Origin of the sequence: Arthrobacter sp. BPSS-3 (assembly GCF_044628475.1) — a bacterium.
Taxonomy (GTDB): Bacteria; Actinomycetota; Actinomycetes; order Actinomycetales; family Micrococcaceae; genus Arthrobacter.
In genome coordinates, this window is the sequence record NZ_JBIMMV010000004.1 from 346,480 (window position 1) to 373,030 (window position 26,551).

A 26,551-nucleotide genomic window follows, 5' to 3' on the forward strand; every position below is an offset into this window, starting at 1 on the left:
ATCAGTGAGTGGTCAGTGCCCGGCCGTGGCCGTGGATCAGGGGTTTGCGCAGTTCCGTGAGTGCCAACGCGTGGCGGGCGGCCCGCTATTCCGGATCCGGACTGCGCCGCCGTTCCATTCTCTCCCGGGGCGGGGGTGCGGCGGCACCTAGACTGGGGTCGTGACTGAACTCATCAACGTCGTCGGCGGTGCAATCGTCGATTCCCTGGCCCGGCCCCGGACCCTGCTGGTGGCGAGGCGGACCGCGCCGCCCCGTTTCGCGGGCATGTGGGAGTTCCCCGGCGGCAAGGTGGACCCGGGGGAGACGTCGGAGCAGGCGCTGCACCGGGAACTGTCCGAGGAGCTCGGTGTCCGGGTGGTACTGGGACCTGAATTACCCGCACCCGGGCCGGAGGGCTGGCCGTTGAACCCGACGGCGGTGATGCGGGTTTGGTTCGCCGAACTCGACGGCGGGACCCCGCAGCCGCTGCAGGACCACGACGAACTCCTTTGGGTGCCCCTGGCCGACCCGGAACAGGTGCTGGCGCTGCCTTGGATCCCCGCGGACCTGCCGATCGTCGAGGCGCTCCTCGCGGCCGACGGCACGCGGGCCTCAACCCACTAGCCTCAACCAACTAGCCGCGACCCGCCAGGCCCAGCTCGCCAAGCCCAACTCGAAAGACCTACCCTCTATCCGCAGCCCGGACGCCGCCCTACATGGGTAACCGGACCTCAGAACAGCGTGGGCTGGGCGGCCAACGGTTCTGTGGCCGACCCTCCGGTGTCGGAGTGCCCTCCGGTGCCCCGTCCGTGCCTGATGCGCGCCGAGCCCGGCAGGCTGCCCGCCGGGTACCGGGCCTCCTCGTCGCGCGGGTCCTGGTCGATGTCCTCGTGACTGAAACCCGTGGAGCCGATGAAGCCGTGGCGGGCCTTGAAGAAACGGACCCGGCCGGCCAGCCAGGCGCGGTATTCCTTGGACGCGTAGGACCCGCCGCCGTACAGCCGGCGGTACTTTCCGGCGAGTTGGGGGTGTTCCCTGGCGATCCACTGCATGAACCATTCCCGGGTCCCGGGCTTGAGGTACAGGGCCCCGGCGCTGACTCCCGTGGCCCCGGCCGCCGCCAGCGAACCGAAAAGGGAGTCGAGGGCCTCATCCGAGTCGGACAACCACGGCAGGATCGGCATCGCCATCACGCCGCAGGGCAGGCCGGCCTCGCGCAGCCGGGAAATCAGCTTCAACCGGGCCCGGGGACCGGGTGTTCCGGGTTCCACCGCCTCGGACAACTGCTCGTCCGTCATGGCCAGGGAAATGCCCACGCCCACGGGTACCTGGGTGGCCGCGTGCTTCAGCAGCGGGATGTCGCGGGCCAGCAGGGTGCCCTTGGTGAGGATGGAGAGGGGCGTGCCGGAGTCGGCAAGGGCCCGGATGATGCCGGGCATCAACTGGTAGCGGCCCTCGGCGCGCTGGTAGGGGTCCGTGTTGGTACCCAAAGCCACCTGGTGCCGTTGCCACGACGGTTTCGCCAGCTCACGGCGCAGCACCTCCGCGGCGTTGACCTTGACCACCACCTGGCTGTCGAAGTCCAGGCCCGCGTCGAAGTCGAGGTAGGTGTGGGTCTTCCGCGCGAAGCAGTAGACGCAGGCGTGGCTGCAGCCGCGGTAGGGGTTGATGGTCCATTCGAAGGGCATCCGGGAACCGGCGGCCACCTTGTTGAGCACCGATTTGGCGGTGACCTCGTGGAAGGTGACCCCGGCAAACTCCGGGGTGGTGACGGACCGGACCAGGCCCGCCAGCGGCAGCAGCGCCGGTGCGGGCAGCGGAGCCGTCTGGCCGTCGGGGGCCTGCGTCCCGGTCCTGGGCGTCTCTGCATTGAGTGCCTCTGCATCGACTGCTTGTGCATTGAGTGCCTGTGCGTCCCACCTCATGACCTCATTCGAATATATGTTCGATCTTAAGTCAAGGCTGCCCGTCCCGTCCTACCCCGTCCCGTCTCACCCCGTGCCGGGCAAGCACCGACCCGGCTGCGCCGGCCGGCCGTCACCACCGGTCACTGTCCCTCCGGGGCCGCCGCGACGATTGCTAGGCTGGCCCTATGATCCTCCTGACTGGCTTTGAACCCTTCGGCGGCGAAACGACCAACCCCTCCTGGACGGCGGTGCGGCATGCGGCCGGCGTGCTGCGGGCCGAGGGCCTGGAGGTGGCCACCGTGGAACTGCCGTGCGTCTTCGGCGATTCGCTGGCGGCACTGGACGCGGCGCTCCGGGAGCACCGCCCGGACCTGGTGGTATGTGCCGGGCAGGCGGGCGGCCGGACCGGCATCTCCCTTGAGCGCGTCGCCATCAACTGTGACGATGCGCGGATCCCGGACAACGCCGGGAACGCGCCGGTGGACGAACCCGTCCTCCCGGATGCCCCCGCCGCCTACTTCGGCACCCTGCCGGTCAAGGCCGCGCTGCAGGAACTGCGCCGCCGCGGAATTCCCTCCGAGGTGTCGCAGACGGCGGGAACCTACGTCTGCAACCACGTCTTCTTCGGCCTGATGCACGCCCTCCGCGACGAGCCCGGCATCCGCGGCGGATTCGTCCACGTTCCCTTCGGCCCGGATCAGGTGCAGCCCGGAAGCGGCGCGGCCTCCCTGCCGCTGGAGCAGATGGGGGAGGCGCTCGCCGTCGTCGTCCGGACGTCCCTGGCGACCACCACCGACCTCAAGCTGGCCGCCGGCGCCATCCACTGACGCGGAGGAACCACACCTTATATCGCGCTGCGGCTTCTCAGTCGAGAAGCTCCCAGACGACGCCGACGGCGGCGGTGACCGAGGCGCTGCCTGCCTCCACCGCGACGGGCTGGGCCGCGGCCGTGCGCTGCAGCGGCACCGGCGGCAGCGCGGGCGGGGACGCCGGATTCTCGGTCACAGAGAGGACCTTGCCCAGCCGCGCCCCTGCCAGGGCGGCGAACTGCCCGGCCCGCGTCAGCGCGTCCTCCCAGGCCATCTCCCGGGCCTCGGACTCGAGGGCGGCCGGATCCGCGAAGCCGAGGTCGATCCCGTGCAGCCGGGCGTCGTCGGCCCCGGCCCGCACCGCGTCGGCGACGACTGCCGCGGAACCGGCCAGGTCGCGGAGCCGGACCCGGAGCGTCCCGGTCGCCAGGTAGCCCGTCACGCGCTGGCCCTGGCCCTCCTGCCAGGTGACCTCGGCGCGCAGGGACAGGCCGGTGCTGGTGATGTCCCGATCCGTCACGCCGTGGCCCCGCAGTGCATCCGTGATGGCGGTCGCGGCGGCACCGGCGTCGCGGTAGGCAGCCTCCACGCCCGGGCGGCGGGACTCGACGCCGATCGAGAGGGTCAGCAGGTCCGGCGCGGACTCGGCGGTGCCGGTGCCCGTCACGGACAGGGTCCTGGGGGAGTCGGTCATGGTGGTCTCACTTTCCGCCGTCGCGGCCTGAGAGGCCGCGGTTGTTGGGTTCGTCGCGGAGGTCGGGGGAACGCCGCCATCCGCGGGGCCGCGCGTCGACGTGTTCCGGGTAGCCGCCGGCGGCCAGGCCCGCGTGCCGTTCGAAGGGGTTGGCCGTGCCGGGGTTTCCGGCACGCCACAGGGACCAGCCGGCCGCGGCGAAGTACAGGGGAAGGAACGGGATTCCGCAGCACAGCGCGTACTGGGTGCTGTGCCGTTCCTCGTGGCCCAGCAGCCCGGGGAAGCCCGCCCCGTCAGGGAAGCAAGGGGAAGGGGAGGACGAAGAAGAGGAGGATGACGAAGGGGAGGAAGGCGGGGGAGATTCGCCGCCGAAGACCCGGTCCGCGTCGGCCCGAAACAGCACGACATTGCCCACCGTGAATGCCGCCGCGTAGGGCAGTTTCCACCGGTAGCCCGCGGCGAGGATCAGGCCGTGCGGTCCGGACGCCACATGGCAGCGGGCACCCGCGGCCAGCAGCAGGCCCAGCAGGGTGCTGCCGTTGAGCACGTTGGCCAGCTGCCGCAGCCTCGCTCCGGTCCCCATGGGGCCATGCTAGACCCCGGCCGGGGCTCCGGCGCCGTCAACTAGACTGGTTCAGACACCACCCGACTCGTAGCGAAGAACAGTAGATGACTGACACCTTGCCGGGCGCCGCCGTCCCGAACCCTCTGGATGAAGCCGCCATCAACGCCGCCGTAGAGCAGGCCGTCGCCGCCATTGCCGGGGCCTCCACCCTCGAAGAGCTCAAGGCCGCCCGCCTTGCGCACACGGGCGAGAAGTCCGCCCTGAGCCTGGCCAATCGCGAAATCGGCGGCCTGCCCAAGGATCAGAAGGCCGCCGCCGGCAAGCTGATGGGAGCCTCCCGCGGACGGGTCAACAAGGCGCTCGCGGACCGCACCGCGGAACTCGAGGCCGAAAACGACGCCCGCATCCTGGTCGAGGAGACCGTCGACGTCACGGCCGCCCCACGCCGTCGTCGTGCCGGTGCCCGCCACCCGCTCTCCACCCTCCAGGACCGCGTCGCTGACATCTTCGTCGGCATGGGCTGGGAGATCGCCGAGGGCCCCGAGGTTGAATCCGAGTGGTTCAACTTCGACGCGCTGAACTTCAAGCCGGACCACCCGGCCCGCGAAATGCAGGACACCTTCTTCGTCGAGCCGCCCGAGGCGCACCTTCTCATGCGCACCCACACCTCCCCGGTGCAGGTCCGCTCCATGCTCGAGCGCGAGGTCCCGATCTACGTCCTCTGCCCCGGCAAGGTGTTCCGCACCGACGAGCTGGACGCCACTCACACCCCGGTGTTCCACCAGTTCGAGGGCCTCGCCATCGACAAGAAGCTGTCCATGGCGGACCTGCGCGGCACCCTGGAGCACTTCGCCCGGCAGATGTTCGGCGACGAGGCCCAGATCCGGCTGCGCCCCAACTACTTCCCGTTCACCGAGCCCTCCGCCGAGCTGGACATCTGGCACCCCGGCGCCAAGGGCGGCCCCCGCTGGATCGAGTGGGGCGGCTGCGGCATGGTCAACCCGAACGTGCTCCGCGCGGCCGGCATCGACCCGGACGTCTATTCAGGTTTTGCCTTCGGCATGGGCATCGAGCGGACCCTCATGTTCCGCAACGAGGTCGGCGACATGCGCGACATGATCGAAGGCGATGTACGTTTCAGCGAGCACTTCGGGATGGAGATCTAACAGTGCGTATCCCCCTTTCCTGGCTGCGTGAATTCGCGGCCGTTCCTGCCGGTGCGAGCGCCGAGGACGTCATGGCCGACCTCGTGAAGGTCGGCTTCGAAGAAGAGGCCGTGCACCGGCCCACCGACACCCTGCAGGGTCCCATCGTCGTCGGCCAGGTGCTGTCCCTGGTCAAGGAACCCCAGTCCAACGGCAAGACCATCAACTGGTGCCAGGTCCGCGTGGTCCCCGAGGGTCAGCAGCAGACCCTCACCGGCGAGGGCATCGACCCCTCCGGCGTGCAGGGCATCATCTGCGGCGCGCACAACTTCGTCGAGGGCGACAAGGTGGTGGTCACCCTTCCGGGCGCCGTGCTGCCCGGCGACTTCCGCATCTCCGCGCGCAAAACCTACGGCCACCTCTCCGCCGGCATGATCGCCTCCGTGCGGGAACTCGGCATCGGCGATGACCACGACGGCATCCTGGTGCTCTCCCGCATCGGGCTTGACCCGGAAATCGGCACCGACGCGATGGAACTGCTCGGCCTCTACGACCAGGCCGCGGAAATCAACGTCACCCCGGACCGGGGCTACGCGTTCTCGATCCGCGGCGTGGCCCGTGAATACGCCCACGCCACCGGAACGCCGTTCACGGACCCGGCGTCGAAGGTCACCGCCCCGGCGGAACTTTCCGGCGGCTTCGACATCAAGCTCAACGACGACGCCCCGATCTACGGAAATGCCGGCTGCGACCGGTTCGTGGCCCGCACCGTCCGCGGTGTCGACGCCACGAAGCCGACCCCGCCGTGGATGGTCTCCCGGCTGCGGCTCGCCGGCATCCGGTCCATCTCGCTGCCGGTGGACATCTCCAACTACGTGATGCTCGAGCTGGGTCAGCCCACGCACTGCTACGACCTGGACACCCTCACCGGCGGCATCGTCGTCCGCCGCGCGGCCCAGGGCGAGAAGATCACCACCCTCGACGACAAGGAGCGCACGCTCGACGCCGAGGACCTGCTGATCACGGACGGTTCCGGCGCGATCGGCATCGCCGGCGTGATGGGCGGCGCGGCGACCGAGGTCTCCGACGCCACCACCAACATCCTGGTCGAGTCCGCACACTTCGACGAGGTCTCGATCGCCCGGTCCCGCCGCCGCCACAAGCTCCCGTCAGAGGCGTCCAAGCGCTTCGAGCGCGGCGTCGACTGGTACGTCGCCCCGGTGGCCGCCCAGCGCGTGGTCGACCTGCTGGTGGAGCTCGCCGGCGGAACGGCCGACGCCGAGGGCACCGACGTCGGCACCGCGCCGGACGCCGTCACCGTGGACCTCCCGGCAACCTTCGCCTCGGAGCGGATCGGCATCGACTTCACCGAGGAGCAGATCCTCACCTCGCTCCGGGACCTGGGCGCCGACGTCCGCACCACCGACGCCGGGTACGCCGTCACGGCCCCGAGCTGGCGGACGGACCTGGAGACCAAGGAAGACCTGTCCGAGGAAATCGCGCGGCTGGTGGGATACGATAAGATCCCCGCCACGCTGCCGGTGGCCCCGCCGGGCCGCGGCCTGACCCGCGTGCAGCAGCAGCGCCGCCGCCTGGTCCAGGCCCTCGCCGACGCCGGCCTCACCGAGGTGCTGGCCTACCCGTTCGTCTCCAAGGCCGCCAACGACACCTTCGGCACCCCGGTTGCCGGGGCGGACCGGAAGGCGCTCAAGCTGGCCAACCCGATCAGCGAGGAACAGGGCTTCCTGCGCACCTCGATCCTGCCCGGCCTGATCGAGGTGGCGAAGCGGAACCACTCCCGCGGCTTCCGCGACCTGGCCCTCTTCGAGACCGGCCTGGTCTTCCTGCCGGGGGAGACCCTCGGCACCGCCTCGATCCCGCCGCTCGGCGCCCGCCCCGCCGAGGAGGTCCTGGACGGACTGTTCGACGGTGTCCCGGACCAGCCGCTGCACCTGGCGGCCGTGCTGACCGGCCACGACAGCCCGGCCGCCCCGGCCCACACCCCGCGGGCCTGGGACTACGCCGACGCGCTGGACATCGCCCGGCTGGCCGGCGACGTCCTCGGCGTCGAACTGGTCGTCAGCCAGGGCAGCCACCAGGCATTCCACCCCGGCCGGGCCGCGCAGCTGGCGCTGCGCACCGGCGAGGTGATCGGCTACGCCGGCGAACTGCACCCCAAGCTGCTCGCGGCGCACGACATGCCCGCCCGCTCGGTGGCGCTGGAACTGAACGCGGACGCCCTGTTCGAGGCGGCCGCCGACGTGATCGTCGCCCGGCCCATCTCCGGCTACCCGGTGGCCACCCAGGACGTCGCCCTCGTGGTGGCGGCCGATGTGCCCGCCGGGGACGTGCTGGAGGCGCTCCGCGAGGGCGCCGGCGATCTGCTGGAAGAGGTGTCCCTGTTCGACGTCTACGCCGGTAAGGGCATCGAGGACGGCAAGAAGTCCCTGGCCTTCAACCTGCGCTTCCGCGCAGACGACCGCACCCTGACCGCGGACGAGGCCTCGGCCGCCCGTGATCTGGCCGTGGCCGCCGCACACGAACGCTTCGGCGCCGTCCAGCGGTAACAGGGCGCAGCTCTAAAGGGGTCCAGGGCTAACAGGATCCGTCGGTACGAACCGGCACCACGAAAAAGCTCCCCGCAACCTGCCGGTTGCGGGGAGCTTTTCTCGTTGCGGACGTGACGCTGGGCGTTATGGGACCAGCAGGACCTTGCCGGTGGTGCGCCGATGTTCCAGGTCCGTGTGCGCGGACGCCGCGTCGGCCAGGTCGTACTTCGCGCCGATCCGCACCTTGAGGCTGCCGTCGGCGACGGCGGCGAAGAGCTCGTCCGAGCGCCAACGGCGTTCCTTCGCGTCCCGCAGGTAGTGGACGATGGTGGGCCGGGTGAGGTAGAGCGAGCCGCCGGAGTTCAGCCGCTGCGGATCCACCGCCGGTACCGGGCCGGAGGCGGCGCCGAAGAGCACCAGGGTGCCGCGGACCCTGAGCGCCGCGAGCGAATCGTCGAAGGTGTCCTTGCCGACGCCGTCGTACACCACGTGCACGCCTTCGCCGTTGGTGAGTTCCCGCACCTTGGCCCCGAACCCCTCGTACCGCAGCACATGGTCTGCGCCGGCTTCGCGGGCCAGGGCCTCCTTCTCGTCGGTGGAAACGGTGGTGATGACCCGCGCGCCCTTGGCCTTGAGCAGCTGGATCAGCAGCAGGCCCACGCCGCCGGCGCCGGCGTGCAGCAACACCGTCTGGCCGGCCTTCACCTCGAAGGTCGAGTTGATCAGGTAGTGCGCGGTGATGCCCTGGAGCGGCAGGGCGGCGGCGGTGAAATCGTCGACGCCGTCGGGCACCGGCAGCGCCTTGTCCGCGTCCACCAGCGCGTACCCGGCGTAGCAGGCTACGCCCTCGGCGGTGGCAACGCGGTCGCCCGCGGAGAAGCCGGTCACGCCGTCGCCGGTTTCCTCGACGGTGCCGGAGGCCTCGGAGCCGGGGATGAAGGGGTAGTCCACCTTGTAGACGCCGCCGCGCTTGTAGGTGTCGATGAAGTTCACCCCGACCGCGGCGACCTTGATCAGCAGCTGGCCGGGGCCGGGGACGGGCCGGTCGATGGGGGAGAGCTCAAGGACTTCCGGGCCGCCGGCCTGCCGGGCGACAATAGCGTGCGTCATGTGACTCCTTCGTGTGGGCCTTCCGGGCAGGGCGGTCCGTGCCCGGGGTGCTGTGACCATCCTAGGGACCGGCCCGGGCTCCGCCCAGCATCCATCACGGGGCGGACGGCACGGTAGGGTCCAGACGTCATCCCGCGAGGGCGTGCATAAATATCGGCAGCGATGCATAGTCTTGCTGTATGCTGGGGGCTATGACTATTTCTGTTGCCGTCTCCGGGGCCAGCGGTTACGCCGGCGGCGAGGTGCTCAGGCTGCTTGCCGGCCACCCGGACGTCACCATCGGGGCCATCACGGCGCACAGCAACGCCGGTTCCAGACTAGGCGAACTCCAGCCGCATCTCCATGGTTTGGCGGACCGGATCCTCGAAGACACCACGGTGGAGAACCTCGCCGGGCACGACGTCGTCTTCCTCGCCCTGCCGCACGGCGCCTCCGCCGCGATCGCAGCGCAGCTGCCCGCGGGCACGGTCGTAATCGACGCCGGCGCCGACCATCGGCTCCAGGACGCGGCGGCATGGGAAAAGTTCTACGGCTCCCCGCACGCCGGCACCTGGCCCTACGGCCTGCCCGAGCTGCCGGGCCAGCGGGAGGCCCTGCGCGGCGCGACCCGCATCGCCGTGCCCGGCTGCTACCCGACGTCGGCGCTGCTGGCGTTGACGCCCGGCTTCAGCAGCCACCTGCTGGAGGCCGAAGACGTCGTCATCGTCGCCGCCTCCGGAACCTCCGGAGCCGGCAAGGCCGCCAAGGTGAACCTGATCGGCTCCGAGGTCATGGGCTCCATGAGCCCCTACGGCGTCGGCGGCGGCCACCGCCACACGCCCGAGATCGAGCAGGGCCTGTCCAACGCGCTGAACGCCCCCGTGACGGTGTCCTTCACGCCCACCCTCGCGCCGATGAGCCGTGGCATCCTCACCACCGCCACCGCCAAAGTGCGGCCGGGCGTCACGGCCGAGGAACTGCGCCGGGCCTGGGCCGCGGCCTACGACGAGGAGCCCTTCGTCCACCTGCTGCCCGAGGGCCAGTGGCCCAGCACCAAGTCCGTCCAGGGCTCCAACCACGCCGCGATGCAGCTGGCCTTCGACGAGCGGATCGGCCGCGTGATCGTTACCTGCGCGATCGACAACCTCACCAAGGGCACCGCCGGCGGCGCCGTCCAGTCCATGAACATCGCCCTTGGCCTGGCGGAAACCGCCGGCCTCAACCTGCAGGGAGTCGCACCGTGAGCATCACCGCACCGAAGGGTTTCCGCGCCGCCGGCGTCAAGGCGGGCCTCAAGGCCTCCGGCAATCCGGACCTGGCCCTGGTGGTCAACGACGGCCCGGCCAAGGCCGCCGCCGCGGTCTTCACCTCCAACCGCGTCGCCGCCGCCCCCGTGCACTGGTCCCGCGAGGTCATCAAGGACGGCCGCGTGGACGCCGTCATCCTCAACTCCGGTGGCGCCAACGCCTGCACCGGCCCGCAGGGCTTCCAGAACACCCACACCACCGCCGAGAAGACCGCCGAGGCCCTGGGCGCCTCGGCGACGGACATTTTCGTCTGCTCCACCGGCCTGATCGGCGAACAGTTGCCGATGGACAAGCTGGTCCCCGCGATCGGCGCCGCCGCCGCCGAATTGAGCGCCGACGGCGGCCCGGCCGCCGCCACCGCCATCATGACCACCGACTCGGTCTCCAAGCAGGCACTCTTCACCGGCACCGACGCCGAGGGCCGGGAGTTCACCATCGGCGGCATGGCCAAGGGCGCCGGCATGCTGGCCCCGGGCCTGGCGACCATGCTCGTGGTCCTCACCACCGACGCCGAGGTCCAGCCCGAACTGCTCGACGTCGTGCTGCGCGATGCCACCCGCGTCACCTTCGACCGCACGGACTCGGACGGCTGCATGTCCACCAACGACACCGTGGTGCTGCTGGCCTCCGGCGCCTCTCGCGCCGTCCCCTCCGCCGCGGCGTTCGGCGCCGGCCTGACCCGGGTCTGCGCGGACCTCGCCCGCCAGCTCATCGGCGACGCAGAGGGCTCCAGCCACGACATCGCCATCCGCACCTTCAACGCCGCGAACGAACGTGACGCCGAGGTGGTCAGCCGCGCCGTCGCCCGCTCCAACCTCTTCAAGACCGCGATCTTCGGCAAGGACCCCAACTGGGGCCGCGTGCTCTCCGCCGTCGGCACCACGGACGCCGCCTTCGAACCGGACCAGCTCAACGTCGCGATGAACGGTGTGCAGATCTGCCGCAACGGCAGCATCGGCGAGGACCGCTCCCTGGTGAACCTGGAACCGCGCGAGGTCCTGGTCGAGATCGACCTGCAGGCCGGTGAGGCCGAGGCCACCATCTGGACCAACGACCTGACCCACGACTACGTCCACGAGAACAGCGCCTACTCCAGCTGACCGGCCGCCGGACACCACCCGACGAACACCCCACCACCCGGAAGGGACCACCGACCATGAGCACCGAAGCCCGCGAGACCACCTCCATGGCGGACGCGCAGGACAAGGCGGGCACGCTGATCGAGGCGCTGCCCTGGATCCAGCGCTTCGCCGGCACCACCATGGTGATCAAATACGGCGGCAACGCTATGGTCAACGACGAGCTGCGCCGCGCCTTCGCCGAGGACGTGGTCTTCCTGCACCACGTCGGCATCCACCCCGTGGTGGTGCACGGCGGGGGCCCGCAGATCAACGCCATGCTCGGCCGGCTCGGTATCGAATCCGAGTTCAAGGGCGGGCTGCGCGTCACCACGCCCGAGGCCATGGACGTGGTCCGGATGGTCCTCACCGGCCAGGTGGGCCGGGAACTGGTGGGCCTGATCAACTCCCACGGCCCCTACGCCGTCGGCATGTCCGGCGAGGACGGCGGCCTGCTGCAGGCCGTCCGGACCGGCACCGTGGTCGACGGCGAGGACGTGGACCTGGGCCTCGTGGGCGAGGTCGTCGGCGTGAACCCCGAGGGCATCCTGGACATCATCGCCGCGGGCCGGATTCCCGTGATCTCCACCGTTGCCCCCGAAATCGAGGAGGACGGCTCCACCACCGGGCAGGTCCTGAACGTCAACGCGGACACCGCGGCCGCGGCCGTCGCCTCCGCCCTGGGCGCCTCCAAGCTGGTCATCCTGACCGACGTCGAGGGCCTCTACGCAAACTGGCCGGACAAGTCATCGCTGATCTCCTCGCTGACCGCCTCCGAGCTGCGCGGGATGCTGCCGCGCCTTGAGTCCGGCATGATACCGAAGATGGCGGCCTGCCTGAAGGCGGTCGACGACGGCGTCGAACGCGCCCACATCGTCGACGGCCGTCTGGCCCACTCGATGCTCCTGGAAACCTTTACGACCGCCGGCATCGGCACCCAGGTCGTCCCCGATGAGGAAGTGAACGCAAAGTGAGCAGCACCGAACTGAGCCATTCGGCTGAAGGCCGCAGCAGCGATGGGGGCCCCATCGCTGCGGAGGCCGCCGCAACCACCATCGTTCCGAGCAGCAATGGAGCAGACTGGCTTTCCCGCTACTCGTCCTCGCTGCTGGGCGTCTTCGGGGCGCCCCAGCGGGTGCTGGTGCGCGGCGCGGGTTGCCTGGTCTGGGACGCCGATGGCAAGGAATACCTGGACCTGCTCGGCGGCATCGCCGTCAACGCCCTCGGCCACGCCCACCCCTTCGTCACCTCGGTGATTTCCAGCCAGCTCTCCACCCTGGGCCATGTCTCCAATTTCTTCACCAGCCCCACCCAGGTGGCCCTGGCCGAGAAGCTGCTGGAGATCGCCAAGGCCCCCGCCGGGTCCAAGGTCTTCTTCGCGAACTCCGGCACCGAGGCAGTCGAGGCCGCGTTCAAGCTCGCCCGCCGCAACACGGGCGCCGGTCCGGACAGCGGCGAGGCCCCGCGCACCAAGATCATCGCGCTGGAGGGCGCCTTCCACGGCCGGACCATGGGCGCGCTGGCGCTGACCTACAAGGAGGCCTACCGGGCCCCCTTCGCGCCCCTGCCCGGCGGCGTCGTCCACGTCCCGTTCGGCGACATCGACGCCCTGCTGGCCGAGATCGACGAGACCACGGCCGCCGTCATCCTCGAACCCATCCAGGGTGAGGCCGGCGTCCGGCCCCTGCCCGCCGGCTACCTCAAGGCCGCCCGCGAGGCCACCAGCGCCGCCGGCGCGCTGCTGATCCTGGACGAGGTCCAGACCGGCATCGGCCGGACCGGGAAGTGGCTGGCCAGCGAGGACGCCGGGATCGTGCCCGACGCCGTGACCCTCGCCAAGGGACTCGGCGGCGGCTTCCCGATCGGGGCCCTCATCACCTACGGCCCGGAGGTCTCCGCGCTGCTCACCGCCGGCCAACACGGCACCACCTTTGGCGGCAACCCCGTAGCCACCGCTGCCGCCCTGGCCACCCTGCACGTGCTGGAGAACCAGCAGGTGCTCGCCCACGTCCGGGAGGTGGGGGAACGCCTGCGCGCCGGCCTCGCCGGGATCGACGGCGTCATCGAGGTCCGCGGCGAAGGGCTGCTCATCGGCTTCGACCTCGACGCCGACGTCGCCCCCGCCGTCGTCGCCGCCGCCCTGGACGCCGGGTTCATCATCAACAGCCCCGGCCCGCACACCATCCGCCTGGCCCCGCCGCTGATCCTCACCGAGGCGCAGGCGGACAGCTTCCTGGCCGCACTGCCGGCCCTCCTCCAGACCGCAAAGGACGCCCAGTGACTGCGACTGCCATGTCAAAGCCGAAGACCCGCCACTTCCTCAAGGACACGGACCTGACCCCGGCCGAGCAGGCCGAGGTGCTGGACCTGGCCGTCCGGATGAAGGCCGCCCCGTACAGCGTGCAGCCCTACGCCGCCGAGGCCAGCGGCCGGAAGACCGTCGCCGTCATCTTCGACAAGACCTCCACCCGTACCCGGGTTTCCTTCGCCACCGGCGTCGCGGACATGGGCGGCAACGCGCTGATCATCAACCCCGGCGAGGCCCAGATCGGCCACAAGGAATCCGTCGAGGACACCGCAAAGGTCCTCGAACGCATGGTCTCCACGATCGTATGGCGCACCGGAGCGCACCAGGGACTGGTCGCCATGGCCGCGAACTCCGCCGTCCCCGTCATCAACGCCCTGTGCGATGACTACCACCCGTGCCAGCTCCTGGCCGACCTGCTGACCATCAAGGAGCACAAGGGCTCCCTCGCCGGCCTGACCATGAGCTACCTCGGCGACGCGGCCAACAACATGGCCAACTCCTACCTGCTGGCCGGCGTCACCGCCGGCATGCACGTTCGGATCAGCGGCCCGGAGGGCTACCTGCCGGCGCCGGAGATCGTCGCCGCCGCCGAGGAGCGCGCCGCCGGGACCGGCGGCTCCGTTCTCATCACGGCCGACGCCGCCGAGGCCCTGCGCGGCGCCGACGTCGTCGCCACCGACACCTGGGTCTCCATGGGCCAGGAGGACGAGAAGGAAGCCCGGATGCAGCTGTTCCGGGACTACTCCGTCGACGAGGACGCCATGACCCTCGCCGCGCCCGACGCCGTCGTGCTGCACTGCCTGCCCGCCTACCGCGGCTACGAGATCTCCGCCGGCGTGATCGACGGCCCGCAGTCCGTGGTCTGGGACGAGGCCGAAAACCGGCTGCATGCGCAGAAGGCCCTGATGGCCTGGCTGATGCACCGTTCCGGCCTCGCCGTCGTCGAGGGCCTGGCACCGGTCGACGGGGCGGACTGATGTCCGTCCAGCCCGCCGCGCAGGGCGCCAGCCCGGCCACCAAGACGGCCCGCCAGGCCCGGATCGCCGCGATCCTGACCGGCGAATCCGTCCGCTCCCAGGCCGAGCTGGCGGCCCTGCTGGCGGACGACGGCGTGCAGGTCACCCAGGCCACCCTGTCCCGGGACCTGGTGGAACTCGGCGCCGTCCGGGTCCGCGGCAAGGAAGGTGTCCTGGTCTACGCGGTCCCCGGCGAGGGCGGCGAACGCGGAGCCAAGAGCGGCGTTACCCAGGAAATCCTGGACGCGCGCCTCGCCCGGCTCTGCGGCGAACTGCTGGTCACCGCCGAGGCCTCCGGAAACCTCGTGGTGCTCCGGACCCCGCCGGGCGCGGCGAACTTCCTGGCCCTGGCGATCGACCACTCGGTGATGCCGTCCATCCTGGGCACCATCGCCGGGGACGACACCGTCCTGCTGGTCACCCGCGACCCGGCCGGCGGGGCCGACGTCGCCGCCCGCTTCCTCGCCATGGCCGACGAAACCGGCCAATAGACCGGCCGTCCGTGGCGCACACTTGTACCAACGACCCAACAGAATTCCCCAACATAAGGAGCATTTGAAGTGACTGAGCGTATTGTGCTGGCCTACTCCGGTGGCCTCGATACTTCCGTGGCCATCGGCTGGATCGGTGAAGCGACCGGCGCCGAGGTCATCGCCGTGGCGGTCGACGTCGGACAGGGCGGCGAGTCGCTGGAGACCATTCGCCAGCGCGCCCTCGGCTGCGGCGCCGTCGAGGCCTACGTGGCCGACGCCTCCGACGAGTTCGCCAACGAATACTGCATGCCCACCCTCAAGGCCAACGCCCTGTACCAGGGCCACTACCCGCTGGTCTCCGCGATCTCCCGCCCGGTGATCGTCAAGCACCTGGTTAAGGCCGCCCGCGAATTCGGCGCCACCACGGTGGCCCACGGCTGCACCGGCAAGGGCAACGACCAGGTCCGCTTCGAGGTCGGCATCCAGACCCTCGGCCCCGACCTGAAGTGCATCGCCCCGGTCCGCGACCTGGCGCTCACCCGCGACAAGGCCATCGCCTTCGCCGAGGAAAAGGGCCTGCCGATCGAGACCACCAAGAAGAACCCGTACTCGATCGACCAGAACGTCTGGGGCCGCGCCGTCGAGACCGGCTACCTCGAGGACATCTGGAACGGTCCCACCAAGGACATCTACGACTACACCGCCACCCCGGAGTTCCCCCCGGCCCCGGATGAGGTCATCATCTCCTTCGAAGCCGGCATCCCGGTCGCGATCGACGGCGTCAAGGTCACCCCGCTGCAGGCCATCCAGGAACTGAACCGCCGCGCCGGCGCCCAGGGCGTGGGCCGCATCGACGTCGTCGAGGACCGCCTCGTCGGCATCAAGTCCCGCGAAATCTACGAGGCCCCCGGCGCCATGGCGCTGATCACCGCGCACAAGCACCTCGAGGACGTCACGATCGAGCGCGAGCAGGCCCGCTTCAAGGCCACTGTCGGCCAGCGCTGGTCCGAGCTGGTCTACGACGGCCAGTGGTTCTCCCCGCTCAAGCGCTCCCTGGACGCCTTCATCGAGGACACCCAGAAGTACGTCTCCGGCGACATCCGCATGACCCTGCACGGCGGCCAGGCCGTCGTCACCGGCCGCCGCTCGGACACCTCGCTGTACGACTTCGACCTCGCCACCTACGACACCGGCGACACCTTCGACCAGTCCATGGCGCGCGGCTTCATCGAGCTGTGGGGCATGTCCGCCAAGGTCGCCTCCGGCCGCGACATCCGCGTCGCCGGAAAGTAGCCCCTGTGGCTGAGCAAAAGTCGGAAGCCACGAACACCGGCGCGCTGTGGGGCGGCCGGTTCGCCGGCGGCCCCGCGGACGCCCTCGCCGCGCTGAGCAAGTCCACGCACTTCGACTGGCGGCTGGCCCGCTACGACATCGCCGGGTCCAAGGCGCACGCCCGCGTGCTGCACAAGGCCGGGCTGCTCGACGACGGCGAGCTGGCCGGCATGCTGGACGCCCTGGACCGGCTGGACGCGGACGTCGCCTCCGGCGCGTACACCCCGGCCGAATCCGACGAGGACGTGCACGGTTCGCTCGAACGCGGCCTGATCGAGCGGGCCGGGCCCCAGCTGGGCGGCAAGCTTCGCGCCGGCCGGTCCCGCAACGACCAGGTGGCCACCCTGGGCCGGATGTTCCTGCGCGACCACGCCCGGATCATCGCCCACGGCGTGCTCGCCACGATCGACGCGCTGGTGGACCAGGCCAAGGCCCACCACGGCGTGGCGATGCCGGGACGGACGCACCTCCAGCACGCCCAGCCGGTGCTGCTCAGCCACCACCTGCTGGCCCACGCCTGGGCGCTGCTGCGCGACGTGCAGCGGCTCGCCGACTGGGACAAACGCGCCGGCGTGTCGCCCTACGGCTCCGGCGCCTTGGCCGGGTCCTCGCTGGGCCTGGATCCTGAGGCCGTCGCCGCGGACCTGGGCTTCTTCTCCGCGGCGCACAACTCGATCGATGGCACCGCAGCGCGCGACGTTTTCGCCGAGTTCGCCTGGGTCTCCGCCATGATCGGGGTGGACCTGTCCCGGGTCTCGGAGGAAGTGATCCTCTGGGCCACCAAGGAGTTCTCCTTCGTGACCCTGGATGATTCCTACTCCACCGGCTCCTCGATCATGCCGCAGAAGAAGAACCCGGACGTGGCCGAACTGGCCCGCGGCAAGGCCGGCCGCCTGATCGGCGACCTGACCGGGCTGCTGGCCATCCTTAAGGGCCTGCCGCTGGCGTACAACCGGGACCTGCAGGAGGACAAGGAACCGGTCTTCGACGCCGCCGACACCCTGGAGCTGCTGCTCCCGGCCGTCTCCGGCATGATCGCGACCCTGACGTTCAACACCGAGCGGATGGAGTCCCTGGCACCCCAGGGCTTCGCGCTGGCCACGGACATCGCCGAATGGCTGGTCCGCCAGGGCGTGCCGTTCCGCGAGGCGCACGAACTCTCCGGTGCCGCAGTCAAGCAGGCCGAAAGCCGCGGCGTCGAACTCTGGGACCTGACCGACGAGGAATACGCGGCCATCTCGGAGCACCTCACGCCGGAGGTCCGCACGGTCCTGTCCACGGAGGGGTCGCTGAACAGCCGCAACTCCCAGGGCGGCACCGCCCCGGCCGCCGTCGAACGCCAGCTGCAGGCGCTCGAGGCCGAGCTGGAAGGCGTGCGCGCCTACGCCGGCTAGCTCCTCCGGACGCTCCCTCACTTCTGGCAGCGTTTCCACCGACGCTCCTGCACCCGTTGCAGGAGCGTCGGTGGATTTCCTGCCAAAGGTGAGGGAGCGTTCTGCGTTGGCCGCCGGAGCTTCCCGCTCTAGCATGGCGGAATGAGCGAATCCTTCCGGCGCATGCTGCGCGCCCTGCCAGACTTCCCGGCCGAGCTTCCCGACTTCGATCCGGAGCTGGCCCCGGAGGACCCGGAGCAGCTGTTCCGGCAGTGGTTCGACGAGGCCCTGGCCGCCGGGGTGCCGCAGCCCAACGCCTGCAGCCTGGCCACCGCCGACGCGCAGGGCCGCCCCTCGGCCAGGATGCTGATCCTCAAGGACATCGACGACGCCGGCTGGCACTTCGCCACCTCCCGTGAGTCCCGCAAGGGCCGGGAACTGGCCGAAAACCCCAACGCCGCGCTCAACTTCTTCTGGCAGCCGCTGGGACGCCAGGTCCGCGTCGCCGGCGAGGTCCTGGAACTCTCCGCCGAGGCCTCCGCCGCCGACTGGGACGCCCGGCCCGGAGCCGACGGCAGCACCAACCCTGCCTGGCAGCTGTACGCGCTACGGCCCAGGGAGCTCGAATTCTGGCAGGCCCGCCACGACCGGCGGCACATCCGGCACCGCTACGGCCCGTTCCAACCGGCGCGAATCCCGTCCCCGACGCAGGACACCGGTTAATCCGGATTAATCAAAGTGCTCCGTTAGGATGGGCGCCATGACTTCCATCACCCCCGAAAACCTTCTGGCAGAACTCCGCCGCGCCGCCGACGTCGTGACCGGAATCGCCGCCGGCCTGGACGACGCCGCGGTGGCCGCGCCGTCGGAACTGCCCGGCTGGACCCGCGGCCACGTCCTGGCCCACATCACCGGGATCGCCAACGCCATGGCCCGCCAGGTGGAGCACGCCACCCGCGGGGAACGCGTCGAGCTTTACGACGGCGGCTTCGAAGGCCGCAACCGGGCCATTGAACTGGCCGCCGGCCACGGCGCGGACCAGCACCGCGCCGCCGTTGGCGCGGCCATCGACCGGGCGCTGGCCGCCTTCGGTTCTCTCGACGAGGCGGGCTGGCGGGCGCCCATCACGTTCCGGGACGGCGTCGTCCTCGACGGCGGCCTGGCGCTCTGGCGCGAGCTGACCATCCACGCCACGGACCTTGGGACGGGCCGCGGCCCGGAGACCTGGAGCCGGCCGTTCTGCGAGCACCTCTTCGACTTCCTGACCGCGCGGGTGCCCGAGGGGCAGCGGTTCGTGCTGCAGCCGCTCGGCCTGCCCTCCGTCGCCATCGGCGCGCCGGGCGGCCGCTCCACCGCCATCAACGGGATGCTGACCGACATCGCGGCCTGGCTGGCCGGGCGAACCCCCACCCTGGGCAGCCTGCGCGCCACCGCGGCGGCCGACGGCGTCGACCTTCCGGCCCTGCTGCCCTGGCCGGCGGGAGTCCCCGTCACTAAGTAGCAGGCAGGGTACGGGGCACCTAACCCCGGGGCGCCTGCCCGGCCTCGCGTGCCAGCAGGCTTTCCTTGACGGGCAGGCCCCAGCGGAAGCCCCCCAGGGTCCCGTCGGTGCGGATGACCCGGTGGCAGGGGACGAAGAGCGCGGCGGCATTGAACGCGCAGGCGCTGGCCGCGGCCCGGACCGCCTTGGCGTTGCCAGCGAGTTCCGCGTACTCGGTATAGGTCACCGGGTGTCCGGCGGCGACGGTGCGGAGCATGTCCCAGGCGTGGGCGCGGAACGGGCCCGATTTCTGCAGCACCGGCACCGCCATGGCAGCCTCCGGGCTGCCGGCGTAGAACTCCTCGACCGCCGCCGAGATCGCGCCCAGGCCGGACACATCCTGGTATTCGGTGGGCCGCAGCGTCGGGTGGATCTGGCCGGTCAGGGCGCCCGCTTCCGCCGTCCAGCCCGAGGCCAGGACGGCGCCGTCGCGGGCGATGATGGTGAAGGGACCGTCCGGGGTGGACAGGGTCAGGAGCTGGGCCGTCATGTCGTTGCTTTCTTTCGTGGCTTGGTGGAGGTTCGAGCTGCGGCCTGCGCCGCTGCCGCCGCGCGCCAGAGGTGCATGGTGGCGTAGGAACGCCACGGGCTGACCTCGCTGAAATCGGGGGACAGGGTGGGGGAGCCCGGGACGGAGCCGGAGCCGGAGCCGGTGCCGGTGCCGGGGTCGGGCGAGGACCCTGCCACGGAACCGGCGGCCGCGGCGAGCGACCGGACGCCGTTGCGGACGGCGGCGTCGTTGGCCAGGAAAACGTCCGGGGCGCCGAGCACGCGCATGGACACGTACCCCACCGTCCAAGGGCCGACGCCGGCCAGCGGCAGGAGCTTCGAGCGCAGGCTCTCCGGGTTGTCGCCGTAGCCGAAGTCCAGGCTGCCGTCCGCCATGGCCGCGGCGGCCCCGAGAATCGAGTCGATCCGCCGCCGTGGTCCGCGCAGCAGCTCCCAGCCGCCCCCGGCGATCTCCGCCGCGGTGGGAAACATTCGGTCCAGCCCGTCCCCGGGGACTGTGCTGTCCTGCCCGCAGGCGGACAGCTGCGCCAGGGCGGTGCGGGCCGCCGCGACGGTGATCTGCTGGCCGATCATGGCGCGGACCAGCAGTTCCTGCGGATCGATCGCGCCCGGCATCCGCATCCCCGGCGCCTCGGCCACCGAGCCCCGCAGCCGGGGGTCCGCCCCCAGGGCGGAGTCGATCGCGGACGGGTCCGCGTCGAGATCCAGCAGCCGGCGGACCCGGCTGAGCAGGGCCGGCAGGTCCCGCAGGTCTACCGCCCCGATGGTGAGCCGGAGCGGCCGGCCCCGCTCCTCCGCGGCGTACTCCACCCGGAACCGGGCATCCCCGTGGGCCAGCCGCAGGGTCCGGGCATAGGACCGGTCCGTGCCCTCCTCGATCCCAGGCAGGGCGCGGACGGCCAGGAAACCGAAGACCCCGGGGTCGAAAGGCGCCCGGTACGGCAGGCTCAGGGTCAGGGCCGTCGAGCCCGGTGCCGGGCGGGCAGGGCCGTGGTGGCGGGCGGTGGCGCGCAGCGCGGACGGCGTCATGGCGAACACCTCCGCGATGGTGTCGTTGAACTGCCGGACGCTGCTGAAACCGGCGGCGAACGCGACGTCGGTGGCCTTCATCGGCGTCGAGACCAGCAGCGTCCTGGCCGTCTGCGCGCGGCTGGCCCGGGCCAGGGCCAGCGGGCCGGCGCCGAGTTCGTGGCTGAGGATCCGGTTCAGCTGCCGGGCCGAGTAGCCCAGCCGGGCGGCGAGGCCCTCGACGCCGTCCCGGTCGATCACGCCGTCGTTGATCAGCCGCATCGCGCGGGCGGCGACGTCGGTGCGCACGTTCCAGGCCGGGGTGCCCGGGACCGCCTCGGGCAGGCAGCGCTTGCAGGCGCGGTAGCCCGCCTCGTGGGCGGCCGCGGACGTCTCGTAGAAGGTGACGTTGCCAGCCTTGGGCGTCCGGGCAGGGCACGATGGACGGCAGTAGATGCCCGTGGTGCGGACCGCCGTGTAGAACTGCCCGTCGAACCGGGTGTCCCGCGCGTCGATCGCCCTGTAGCGCTGCCAAAAATCCATTCCTCCATCCTGCCAGCCGCCGGACGGCCAAGCTAGCGGAAATCGGACACGGGCGTGAGGCCTCCCGGCAGTGTCCGGCCGGGGCCGTCCGGCAGACCCGGCCCGGGGACGTGTTTGCTACGGTCTGAGCATGGACTCCTCGCTGACGCCCGCGGCCGTGCGCGCCCTGTTGTCCGGGGACGCCCGGACCGTCGCGCCGCTGCTGCTCGGCGCCGTCCTGACCCACGAGAGCCATGCCGGGCACGTGGCCGTTCGGATCACTGAGGTGGAGGCCTACCTCGGCCCGGAGGACTCACTGCACCCGGACCCGGGTTCGCACACGTTCCGGGGACAGACCCGGCGCAACGCCCCGATGTTCGGCCCGGCCGGTCACCTCTACGTCTACTTCACCTACGGCATGCACCACTGCACGAACATCGTCTGCGGCCCCGAGGGCACGGCGTCCGCCCTGCTGCTGCGCGCCGGCGAGGTGGTCGCGGGGGAGGAGTTGGCCCGCTCGCGGCGGCCGACGTCGAAGAGCCCCGCGGACCTGGCCAGCGGACCCGCCCGGCTCGCCACGGCGCTGGGACTGACGACGGCGGACAGCGGCCGGGACGCGCTGGCCGAGCCCTTCCGGCTCGAACTGCCCGCCGGTCCGGCCGCGGGCATCAGCTCCGGGCCGCGCGTCGGCGTCTCCGGGGCGGGCGGCACCACCGACTATCCGTGGCGGTTCTGGCTCAGCGGGGACCCGACCGTCTCCCGCTACAAGGCCGCGAAACCCCGGCCCCGCGGCGCGGCTACCGGCCGGTAGAATTATTCGGTGAATTCCACCGAGCAGCACACCAGTACGTCCACCGGCGCCAGCGCAACCGGCACCACCGAGACCGGCCCCGCCGTCGACGGCACGACCGAGACCGGCCCCGCCGTCGAGCACCTGATCGACAGCCTCTGCGCCACCGTGCCGGACTATCCCAAGCCCGGCATCACCTTCAAGGACCTGACCCCCGTCTTCGCCGACCCCGCCGCGTTCAAGGCCGTCGTCGACGCCCTGGTCCGGCCCTTCCTCGGCACCTTCGACGCCGTCGCCGGGGTCGAAGCCCGCGGATTCCTGCTGGCCGCCGCCGCCGCGTACGCCACCGACACCGGCGTCATCACCGTCCGCAAGGCCGGGAAACTGCCCCGCGCCGTGGTGTCGGAGGACTACGCGCTGGAATACGGCACCGCCACCCTCGAACTGCACACCACCGACCTTGCACCGGGCAGCCGCGTCCTCATCCTCGATGACGTGCTGGCCACCGGGGGGACCCTTGGCGCCGCGGCGCGGCTGTTCGAACGCTGCGGCATCACCGTCGCCGGCGTCGGCGTCGTGATGGAGCTCGAGGACCTGGCCGGCCGGGCCGCGCTGGGACAGCAGCAGATCCACTCCCTGCTGCGGCTCTAGCCACGCCGCAGGGGGAGCCGCCCGGGTCACTGGACGGGCGCGGCCGCGTCGGTAGAATGCCTGCAAAGTCCGGCCGGAAGAAAACCGACATATTTCGGGAGAGATTGCCGAAATTGCCGTAGAATGGTTGGTCTGTCTTTTTCGATAGGGGAACGTTCCATGCACGACGCTGATTTGGCCCACGAGCGCGACTACGTGGCCGGCCTGTACGCCCGGTTGGATGAACTGCGGGCGGAAAAGCGGGCCCAGCTGGCCCAGGTCCGGCGCGCGGGCGCCGTCGGCACCATGCAGAACGTCTCCGAGCGCGACGCGTTCGCCGCCCTGTACGAGGACCGCCTCGCCCAGCTCGACGCCGTCGACGACCGGCTGGTCTTCGGCCGCCTCGACCTCGACTCCGGCGAGGAGCAATACATCGGCCGCATCGGCCTGACCACCGAGGACCTGCAGCGGCTGATGGTCGACTGGCGTGCCCCCGAGGCCGGCCACTTCTACCAGGCCACCGCGTTCGACCGGCAGGGCGTCCGCCGCCGCCGGCACCTGATCCTGCAGGGCCGGGAGGTCAAGGCGATCGAGGATGACGTCCTCGACGCCGACATGCTCGCCGACGACGACTCGCTGCAGGGGGAGGGCGCGCTGCTCGCGGCGCTGAACTCCAAGCGCACCGGCCGGATGTCCGACATCGTCAGCACCATCCAGTCCGAGCAGGACCGCATCATCCGCTCCTCGATCTCGGGCGCCCTCGTGGTCCAGGGCGGTCCCGGCACCGGCAAGACCGCCGTCGCCCTCCACCGCGCCGCCTACCTGCTCTATACGCACCGGGACCGGCTGAAGACCGCAGGCGTGCTGCTGGTCGGCCCGTCGTCGTCGTTCATGAACTACATCGAACGCGTGCTGCCCTCCCTGGGCGAGACCGGCGTCGTGATGGCGAGCCTGGGCCGGCTGATGCCCGGCATCCACGCCGTCGCGGAAGAGGATTCCGACGTCGCCGCGCTCAAGGGCCGCCTGGACATGGCCGGGGTGATCGCGAACGCGGTCGCCAACCGGCAGCGGATTGTCCCCGCCAACCGCACCCTCGAGGTGGACGGGCGCAAGCTCGTGCTCACCCCGCGGCAGGTCCGCCGCGCCCGGGACAAGGCCCGCGCCACCGGCAAGCCGCACAACGAGGCGCGCGTGACGTTCGTCAAAATCCTGCTGCGCGAGCTGACCGAGCAGATGACCGAGCTGGTCGAAGCCGGCAGCATCGGCAACAACGCGGACCGCTCATACCTGGCCGAGGACGTCCGCTCCGCCCGCGACGTGCGCGTGGCCCTGAACCTGTGCTGGATGCCGATGACGCCGGAGAAGCTCGTCAGCGAACTCTTCTCCAAGCCCGCCATCCTCGAGGCCTGCGCCCCCAACCTCACCGCTGAGGAGCGGGCCCTGCTGCTCCGCCCCGCGGACGCGCCCTGGACCGAGGCCGACGTGCCGCTGCTGGACGAGGCCGCCGAGCTCCTCGGCGAACTCGACCCGGCAGCCGGACGCGGCCTGGCCCAGCAGGAGCACGACCGGGCCCGGGACCTGGCCAACGCCAAGCAGACCCTGGTCAACATGGAGGCGGCCGGCGTGGACGCCCTGTTCACCGCCGAGGAGCTGGCCGACCAGAACCAGGAACGCGAGGCCCGGCTCACCGCGGCCGAGCGCGCCACCACCGACCGCACCTGGGCATTCGGGCACATCGTGGTGGACGAGGCGCAGGAACTCTCGCCCATGCAGTGGCGGCTGCTGGTCCGCCGCTGCCCGCTGAAGTCCTTCACGATCGTCGGCGACATCGCCCAGACCAGCTCCGTCGCCGGGGCCAAGTCCTGGCAGAGCGCGCTGGCACCCCTGTTCGGGGAGCGCTGGCAGCTCGAGGAGCTCACGGTCAACTACCGCACCCCGGCCCAGATCGCCGAGGCCGCGGCCCGGATGGCCAACGCCGCCGGTCTGGTCGTATCCGCGCCCAAGGCCGTCCGCGAGGGCCGCTGGGCCCCGGTGATCGACCAGGTCGCCCCGGGCTCCGTGGTGGAGCGGCTGGTGGAGGTCCTGCCCGAGGAGATCGACGCCCTCGAGGGCGGCCTGCTGGCGGTCATCGCCGACGGCGCGCTCCTGGGTGAGGCGACGGCGGCGCTCCGGTCCGTCTACGGCCGCCGGATCGGCACCGGGGCGGGCAGCTACGAGCAGGACATCGTGGTGATCAGCCCCCGTGAGGCCAAGGGCCTGGAGTTCGACGGTGTCGTGGTGCTGGAGCCCTCGGCGATGCTCAACCACGAGCACGGCCGGGTGGGGGACCTCTACGTCGCCATGACCCGGCCCACGCAGCGGCTGCGGCTGATCGCCGCCGCCGGGGTTCCCGCGGGTATCGAGGAGTAGGCAGGGGCGCGCCCCTGCTACCTTTGATTCCGTGTCCCAGCAAATTGATCTTCAGTCCCAGCAGAACGACCCGGGTTTCGCCAACATCTGGCAGGAGCTCACCTGGCGCGGCCTCGTCCACGTCTCGACCGACGAGACTGAGCTGGAGAAGCTCCTCGCCGGCGATCCGATTACGTACTACTGCGGCTTCGATCCCACCGCGCCAAGCCTGCACCTGGGGAACCTGGTCCAGCTGCTGGTGATGCGCCGGCTCCAGCTGGCCGGACACAAGCCGCTGGGCCTGGTGGGCGGCTCCACCGGCCTGATCGGCGACCCGAGGCAGACCGCGGAACGGGTGCTCAACACCCCGGAAACCGTCGCCGAATGGGTCGGCCGGCTGCAGGGTCAGGTGCAGCGCTTCCTCAGCTTCGAGGGGGAGAACGCCGCCCGGATGGTGAACAACCTCGACTGGACCGCGCCCTTGAGCGCGATCGACTTCCTCCGCGGCATCGGCAAGCACTTCCGGGTCGGCACGATGATCAAGAAGGACATCGTCGCCACCCGGCTAAACTCGGAAGAGGGCATCAGCTACACCGAGTTCAGCTACCAGATCCTGCAGGGCATGGACTACCTCCAGCTGTTCCGCGACTACGGCTGCATGCTGCAGACCGGCGGCTCGGACCAGTGGGGCAACCTCACCAGCGGCACGGAACTGATCCGCAAGGTGGAGGGCAAGCACGTCCACGCCCTCGGCACGCCGCTGATCACCAACTCCGACGGCACCAAATTCGGTAAGAGCGAGGGCAACGCCATCTGGCTGGATGCGGAGATGTGCAGCCCGTACGCCTTCTACCAGTTCTGGCTCAACACGGCCGACGCCGACGTCGCCGCACGGCTCAAGGTCTTCACGTTCCTCAGCCGCGCCGAGATCGAGGCGCTGGAGGCTTCCGTGGCCGAGCGTCCGTTCGCCCGGGAGGGCCAGCGGAAGCTCGCCTACGAGGTGACATCCCTGGTGCACGGCGTCGAGGCCACCGAAAAGGTCATCGCCGCCTCCGCCGCCGTCTTCGGCGGCGGCGAGCTTGCCGGGCTCGACGCCGACACCCTGCGCGCGGCGACGGCCGAACTCCCGTCCGCCACCGTGCCGGCGTCGGGCCTGGGCATCATCGACCTGCTGGTCGCCACGGGATTGGCCGAAAGCAAGTCGGCGGCCCGGCGCACCGTGGGGGAGGGCGGCGCCTACGTGAACAACGTCAAGGTCACCGATCCCGACGCCGTGGTGTCCGACGCCGAACTGCTTCACGGCCGCTACCTGCTGCTACGCCGCGGCAAGAAGAACCTCGCCACGGTGGAGGTTTCCCGCTAGCCGCTAGGTGTACTGAGTCAGGACGTTGGTTACATCGTGAATAGGTGAGGACCTCTTAGGTTGGTGGTTACCACACACAGCCAACGACTAAGAGGTCCTCATGTCCCACCGTAATGCCCGCCTGACTCCGATCGG

24 protein-coding genes are annotated in these 26,551 nt (G+C 70.9%); 18 read left to right on the forward strand and 6 right to left on the reverse strand.

The genetic code is table 11. From position 1 onward, the window contains the following. The first annotated feature begins 160 nt into the window (after positions 1-160). On the forward strand, positions 161-604 hold the full coding sequence (locus ACFVY3_RS09085; protein ID WP_400159471.1) for a (deoxy)nucleoside triphosphate pyrophosphohydrolase: 444 nt from the start codon (positions 161-163) through the stop codon (positions 602-604). A 107-nt stretch (positions 605-711) separates the two neighbouring features. Here the strand turns inward: ACFVY3_RS09085 and ACFVY3_RS09090 are convergent, their stop codons facing one another. Next, complete coding sequence (locus tag ACFVY3_RS09090; RefSeq protein ID WP_400159472.1) at positions 712-1,905, reverse strand: Rv2578c family radical SAM protein; 1,194 nt, start codon at positions 1,903-1,905, stop codon at positions 712-714. 167 nt (positions 1,906-2,072) lie between these two features. On the opposite strand from ACFVY3_RS09090, the gene pcp reads away from it, so the two are divergent. Next, positions 2,073-2,714 carry a pyroglutamyl-peptidase I gene (pcp, locus tag ACFVY3_RS09095; RefSeq protein WP_377973436.1) on the forward strand — a complete coding sequence of 214 codons (642 nt, stop codon included), beginning with the start codon at positions 2,073-2,075 and terminating at the stop codon, positions 2,712-2,714. Between the two features lie 37 nt (positions 2,715-2,751). Here pcp and ACFVY3_RS09100 read toward each other — a convergent pair whose 3' ends face one another. Both ACFVY3_RS09100 and ACFVY3_RS09105 read right to left on the reverse strand, forming a co-directional pair. Further along, positions 2,752-3,390, reverse strand: a complete 639-nt coding sequence (locus tag ACFVY3_RS09100; protein WP_377973437.1) for an SIMPL domain-containing protein — start codon at positions 3,388-3,390, stop codon at positions 2,752-2,754. A 7-nt stretch (positions 3,391-3,397) separates the two neighbouring features. Beyond that, a complete protein-coding gene (locus ACFVY3_RS09105; RefSeq protein ID WP_400159473.1) occupies positions 3,398-3,973 on the reverse strand; it encodes a hypothetical protein in 576 nt (191 codons plus the stop codon). 86 nt (positions 3,974-4,059) lie between these two features. Here ACFVY3_RS09105 and pheS point away from each other — a divergent pair, with 86 nt between their 5' ends. Continuing rightward, positions 4,060-5,121, forward strand: a complete 1,062-nt coding sequence (gene pheS / locus ACFVY3_RS09110) for a phenylalanine--tRNA ligase subunit alpha (protein WP_400159474.1) — start codon at positions 4,060-4,062, stop codon at positions 5,119-5,121. Positions 5,122-5,123: 2 nt separating this feature from the next. Beyond that, the gene (gene pheT / locus ACFVY3_RS09115; protein WP_400159475.1) at positions 5,124-7,667 is read left to right on the forward strand and encodes a phenylalanine--tRNA ligase subunit beta; all 2,544 of its coding nucleotides are present in this window, start codon (positions 5,124-5,126) and stop codon (positions 7,665-7,667) included. 126 nt (positions 7,668-7,793) lie between these two features. Here pheT and ACFVY3_RS09120 read toward each other — a convergent pair whose 3' ends face one another. Beyond that, the gene (locus ACFVY3_RS09120; protein ID WP_400159476.1) at positions 7,794-8,759 is read right to left on the reverse strand and encodes a quinone oxidoreductase family protein; all 966 of its coding nucleotides are present in this window, start codon (positions 8,757-8,759) and stop codon (positions 7,794-7,796) included. 191 nt (positions 8,760-8,950) lie between these two features. On the opposite strand from ACFVY3_RS09120, the gene argC reads away from it, so the two are divergent. The 10 genes from argC to ACFVY3_RS09170 all read left to right on the forward strand — a co-directional run bounded on the left by argC (position 8,951) and on the right by ACFVY3_RS09170 (position 19,166). Continuing rightward, positions 8,951-9,982, forward strand: a complete 1,032-nt coding sequence (argC, locus tag ACFVY3_RS09125) for an N-acetyl-gamma-glutamyl-phosphate reductase (RefSeq protein ID WP_400159477.1) — start codon at positions 8,951-8,953, stop codon at positions 9,980-9,982. Further along, the gene (gene argJ / locus ACFVY3_RS09130; RefSeq protein WP_400159478.1) at positions 9,979-11,145 is read left to right on the forward strand and encodes a bifunctional glutamate N-acetyltransferase/amino-acid acetyltransferase ArgJ; all 1,167 of its coding nucleotides are present in this window, start codon (positions 9,979-9,981) and stop codon (positions 11,143-11,145) included. The genes argC and argJ overlap by 4 nt, the downstream gene beginning before the upstream one ends. 56 nt (positions 11,146-11,201) lie before the next feature. Next, positions 11,202-12,137: an acetylglutamate kinase gene (argB, locus tag ACFVY3_RS09135; RefSeq protein WP_400159479.1), complete on the forward strand. Its 936-nt coding sequence runs from the start codon at positions 11,202-11,204 to the stop codon at positions 12,135-12,137. A gap of 53 nt (positions 12,138-12,190) precedes the next feature. Next, positions 12,191-13,444 (forward strand): acetylornithine transaminase, encoded by a 1,254-nt coding sequence (locus ACFVY3_RS09140; RefSeq protein WP_290258572.1) that lies wholly within the window; start codon positions 12,191-12,193, stop codon positions 13,442-13,444. Between the two features lie 11 nt (positions 13,445-13,455). Continuing rightward, positions 13,456-14,448, forward strand: coding sequence for an ornithine carbamoyltransferase (gene argF / locus ACFVY3_RS09145; protein ID WP_290258571.1), 993 nt, complete (start codon positions 13,456-13,458; stop codon positions 14,446-14,448). Continuing rightward, complete coding sequence (locus tag ACFVY3_RS09150) at positions 14,448-14,978, forward strand: arginine repressor (RefSeq protein WP_290258273.1); 531 nt, start codon at positions 14,448-14,450, stop codon at positions 14,976-14,978. The genes argF and ACFVY3_RS09150 overlap by 1 nt, the downstream gene beginning before the upstream one ends. A 69-nt stretch (positions 14,979-15,047) precedes the next feature. After that, complete coding sequence (locus tag ACFVY3_RS09155; protein WP_290258272.1) at positions 15,048-16,253, forward strand: argininosuccinate synthase; 1,206 nt, start codon at positions 15,048-15,050, stop codon at positions 16,251-16,253. A 5-nt stretch (positions 16,254-16,258) separates the two neighbouring features. After that, positions 16,259-17,686 carry an argininosuccinate lyase gene (gene argH / locus ACFVY3_RS09160; protein ID WP_400159480.1) on the forward strand — a complete coding sequence of 476 codons (1,428 nt, stop codon included), beginning with the start codon at positions 16,259-16,261 and terminating at the stop codon, positions 17,684-17,686. Between the two features lie 141 nt (positions 17,687-17,827). After that, on the forward strand, positions 17,828-18,388 hold the full coding sequence (locus tag ACFVY3_RS09165) for a pyridoxal 5'-phosphate synthase (protein WP_400159481.1): 561 nt from the start codon (positions 17,828-17,830) through the stop codon (positions 18,386-18,388). Between the two features lie 37 nt (positions 18,389-18,425). Beyond that, complete coding sequence (locus ACFVY3_RS09170; protein WP_400159482.1) at positions 18,426-19,166, forward strand: maleylpyruvate isomerase family mycothiol-dependent enzyme; 741 nt, start codon at positions 18,426-18,428, stop codon at positions 19,164-19,166. Between the two features lie 19 nt (positions 19,167-19,185). Here the strand turns inward: ACFVY3_RS09170 and ACFVY3_RS09175 are convergent, their stop codons facing one another. Then, a complete protein-coding gene (locus ACFVY3_RS09175) occupies positions 19,186-19,695 on the reverse strand; it encodes a methylated-DNA--[protein]-cysteine S-methyltransferase (protein ID WP_377973449.1) in 510 nt (169 codons plus the stop codon). Then, the gene (locus ACFVY3_RS09180) at positions 19,692-21,266 is read right to left on the reverse strand and encodes a DNA-3-methyladenine glycosylase 2 family protein (RefSeq protein WP_400159483.1); all 1,575 of its coding nucleotides are present in this window, start codon (positions 21,264-21,266) and stop codon (positions 19,692-19,694) included. Before ACFVY3_RS09180 ends, ACFVY3_RS09175 begins: the two co-directional genes overlap by 4 nt. A 130-nt stretch (positions 21,267-21,396) precedes the next feature. Here ACFVY3_RS09180 and ACFVY3_RS09185 point away from each other — a divergent pair, with 130 nt between their 5' ends. From ACFVY3_RS09185 to tyrS, 4 genes are all read left to right on the forward strand, one after another. Next, positions 21,397-22,056, forward strand: a complete 660-nt coding sequence (locus tag ACFVY3_RS09185; RefSeq protein WP_400159484.1) for a DNA-3-methyladenine glycosylase — start codon at positions 21,397-21,399, stop codon at positions 22,054-22,056. Positions 22,057-22,179: 123 nt separating this feature from the next. Beyond that, positions 22,180-22,686, forward strand: a complete 507-nt coding sequence (locus ACFVY3_RS09190) for an adenine phosphoribosyltransferase (protein ID WP_290258570.1) — start codon at positions 22,180-22,182, stop codon at positions 22,684-22,686. A gap of 159 nt (positions 22,687-22,845) precedes the next feature. Beyond that, positions 22,846-25,074 carry a HelD family protein gene (locus tag ACFVY3_RS09195; protein ID WP_400159485.1) on the forward strand — a complete coding sequence of 743 codons (2,229 nt, stop codon included), beginning with the start codon at positions 22,846-22,848 and terminating at the stop codon, positions 25,072-25,074. Between the two features lie 31 nt (positions 25,075-25,105). Further along, on the forward strand, positions 25,106-26,416 hold the full coding sequence (gene tyrS / locus ACFVY3_RS09200) for a tyrosine--tRNA ligase (RefSeq protein ID WP_400159486.1): 1,311 nt from the start codon (positions 25,106-25,108) through the stop codon (positions 26,414-26,416). Positions 26,417-26,551: the final 135 nt, after the last annotated feature.

Excerpts from the sequence above, each read along its gene's own strand:
- ACFVY3_RS09150 (WP_290258273.1), top strand. The coding sequence starts at position 14,448 with ATGTCCGTCCAGCCCGCCGCGCAGGGCGCCAGCCCGGCCACCAAGACG.
- argF (WP_290258571.1), top strand. The coding sequence starts at position 13,456 with ATGTCAAAGCCGAAGACCCGCCACTTCCTCAAGGACACGGACCTGACC.
- pheS (WP_400159474.1), top strand. The coding sequence starts at position 4,060 with ATGACTGACACCTTGCCGGGCGCCGCCGTCCCGAACCCTCTGGATGAA.
- ACFVY3_RS09090 (WP_400159472.1), bottom strand. The coding sequence starts at position 1,905 with ATGAGGTGGGACGCACAGGCACTCAATGCACAAGCAGTCGATGCAGAG.
- ACFVY3_RS09100 (WP_377973437.1), bottom strand. The coding sequence starts at position 3,390 with ATGACCGACTCCCCCAGGACCCTGTCCGTGACGGGCACCGGCACCGCC.
- argB (WP_400159479.1), top strand. The coding sequence starts at position 11,202 with ATGAGCACCGAAGCCCGCGAGACCACCTCCATGGCGGACGCGCAGGAC.
- ACFVY3_RS09180 (WP_400159483.1), bottom strand. The coding sequence starts at position 21,266 with ATGGATTTTTGGCAGCGCTACAGGGCGATCGACGCGCGGGACACCCGG.
- ACFVY3_RS09195 (WP_400159485.1), top strand. The coding sequence starts at position 22,846 with ATGCACGACGCTGATTTGGCCCACGAGCGCGACTACGTGGCCGGCCTG.
- ACFVY3_RS09170 (WP_400159482.1), top strand. The coding sequence starts at position 18,426 with ATGACTTCCATCACCCCCGAAAACCTTCTGGCAGAACTCCGCCGCGCC.
- ACFVY3_RS09185 (WP_400159484.1), top strand. The coding sequence starts at position 21,397 with ATGGACTCCTCGCTGACGCCCGCGGCCGTGCGCGCCCTGTTGTCCGGG.
- argC (WP_400159477.1), top strand. The coding sequence starts at position 8,951 with ATGACTATTTCTGTTGCCGTCTCCGGGGCCAGCGGTTACGCCGGCGGC.
- ACFVY3_RS09105 (WP_400159473.1), bottom strand. The coding sequence starts at position 3,973 with ATGGGGACCGGAGCGAGGCTGCGGCAGCTGGCCAACGTGCTCAACGGC.
- ACFVY3_RS09175 (WP_377973449.1), bottom strand. The coding sequence starts at position 19,695 with ATGACGGCCCAGCTCCTGACCCTGTCCACCCCGGACGGTCCCTTCACC.
- pcp (WP_377973436.1), top strand. The coding sequence starts at position 2,073 with ATGATCCTCCTGACTGGCTTTGAACCCTTCGGCGGCGAAACGACCAAC.
- ACFVY3_RS09165 (WP_400159481.1), top strand. The coding sequence starts at position 17,828 with ATGAGCGAATCCTTCCGGCGCATGCTGCGCGCCCTGCCAGACTTCCCG.
- ACFVY3_RS09120 (WP_400159476.1), bottom strand. The coding sequence starts at position 8,759 with ATGACGCACGCTATTGTCGCCCGGCAGGCCGGCGGCCCGGAAGTCCTT.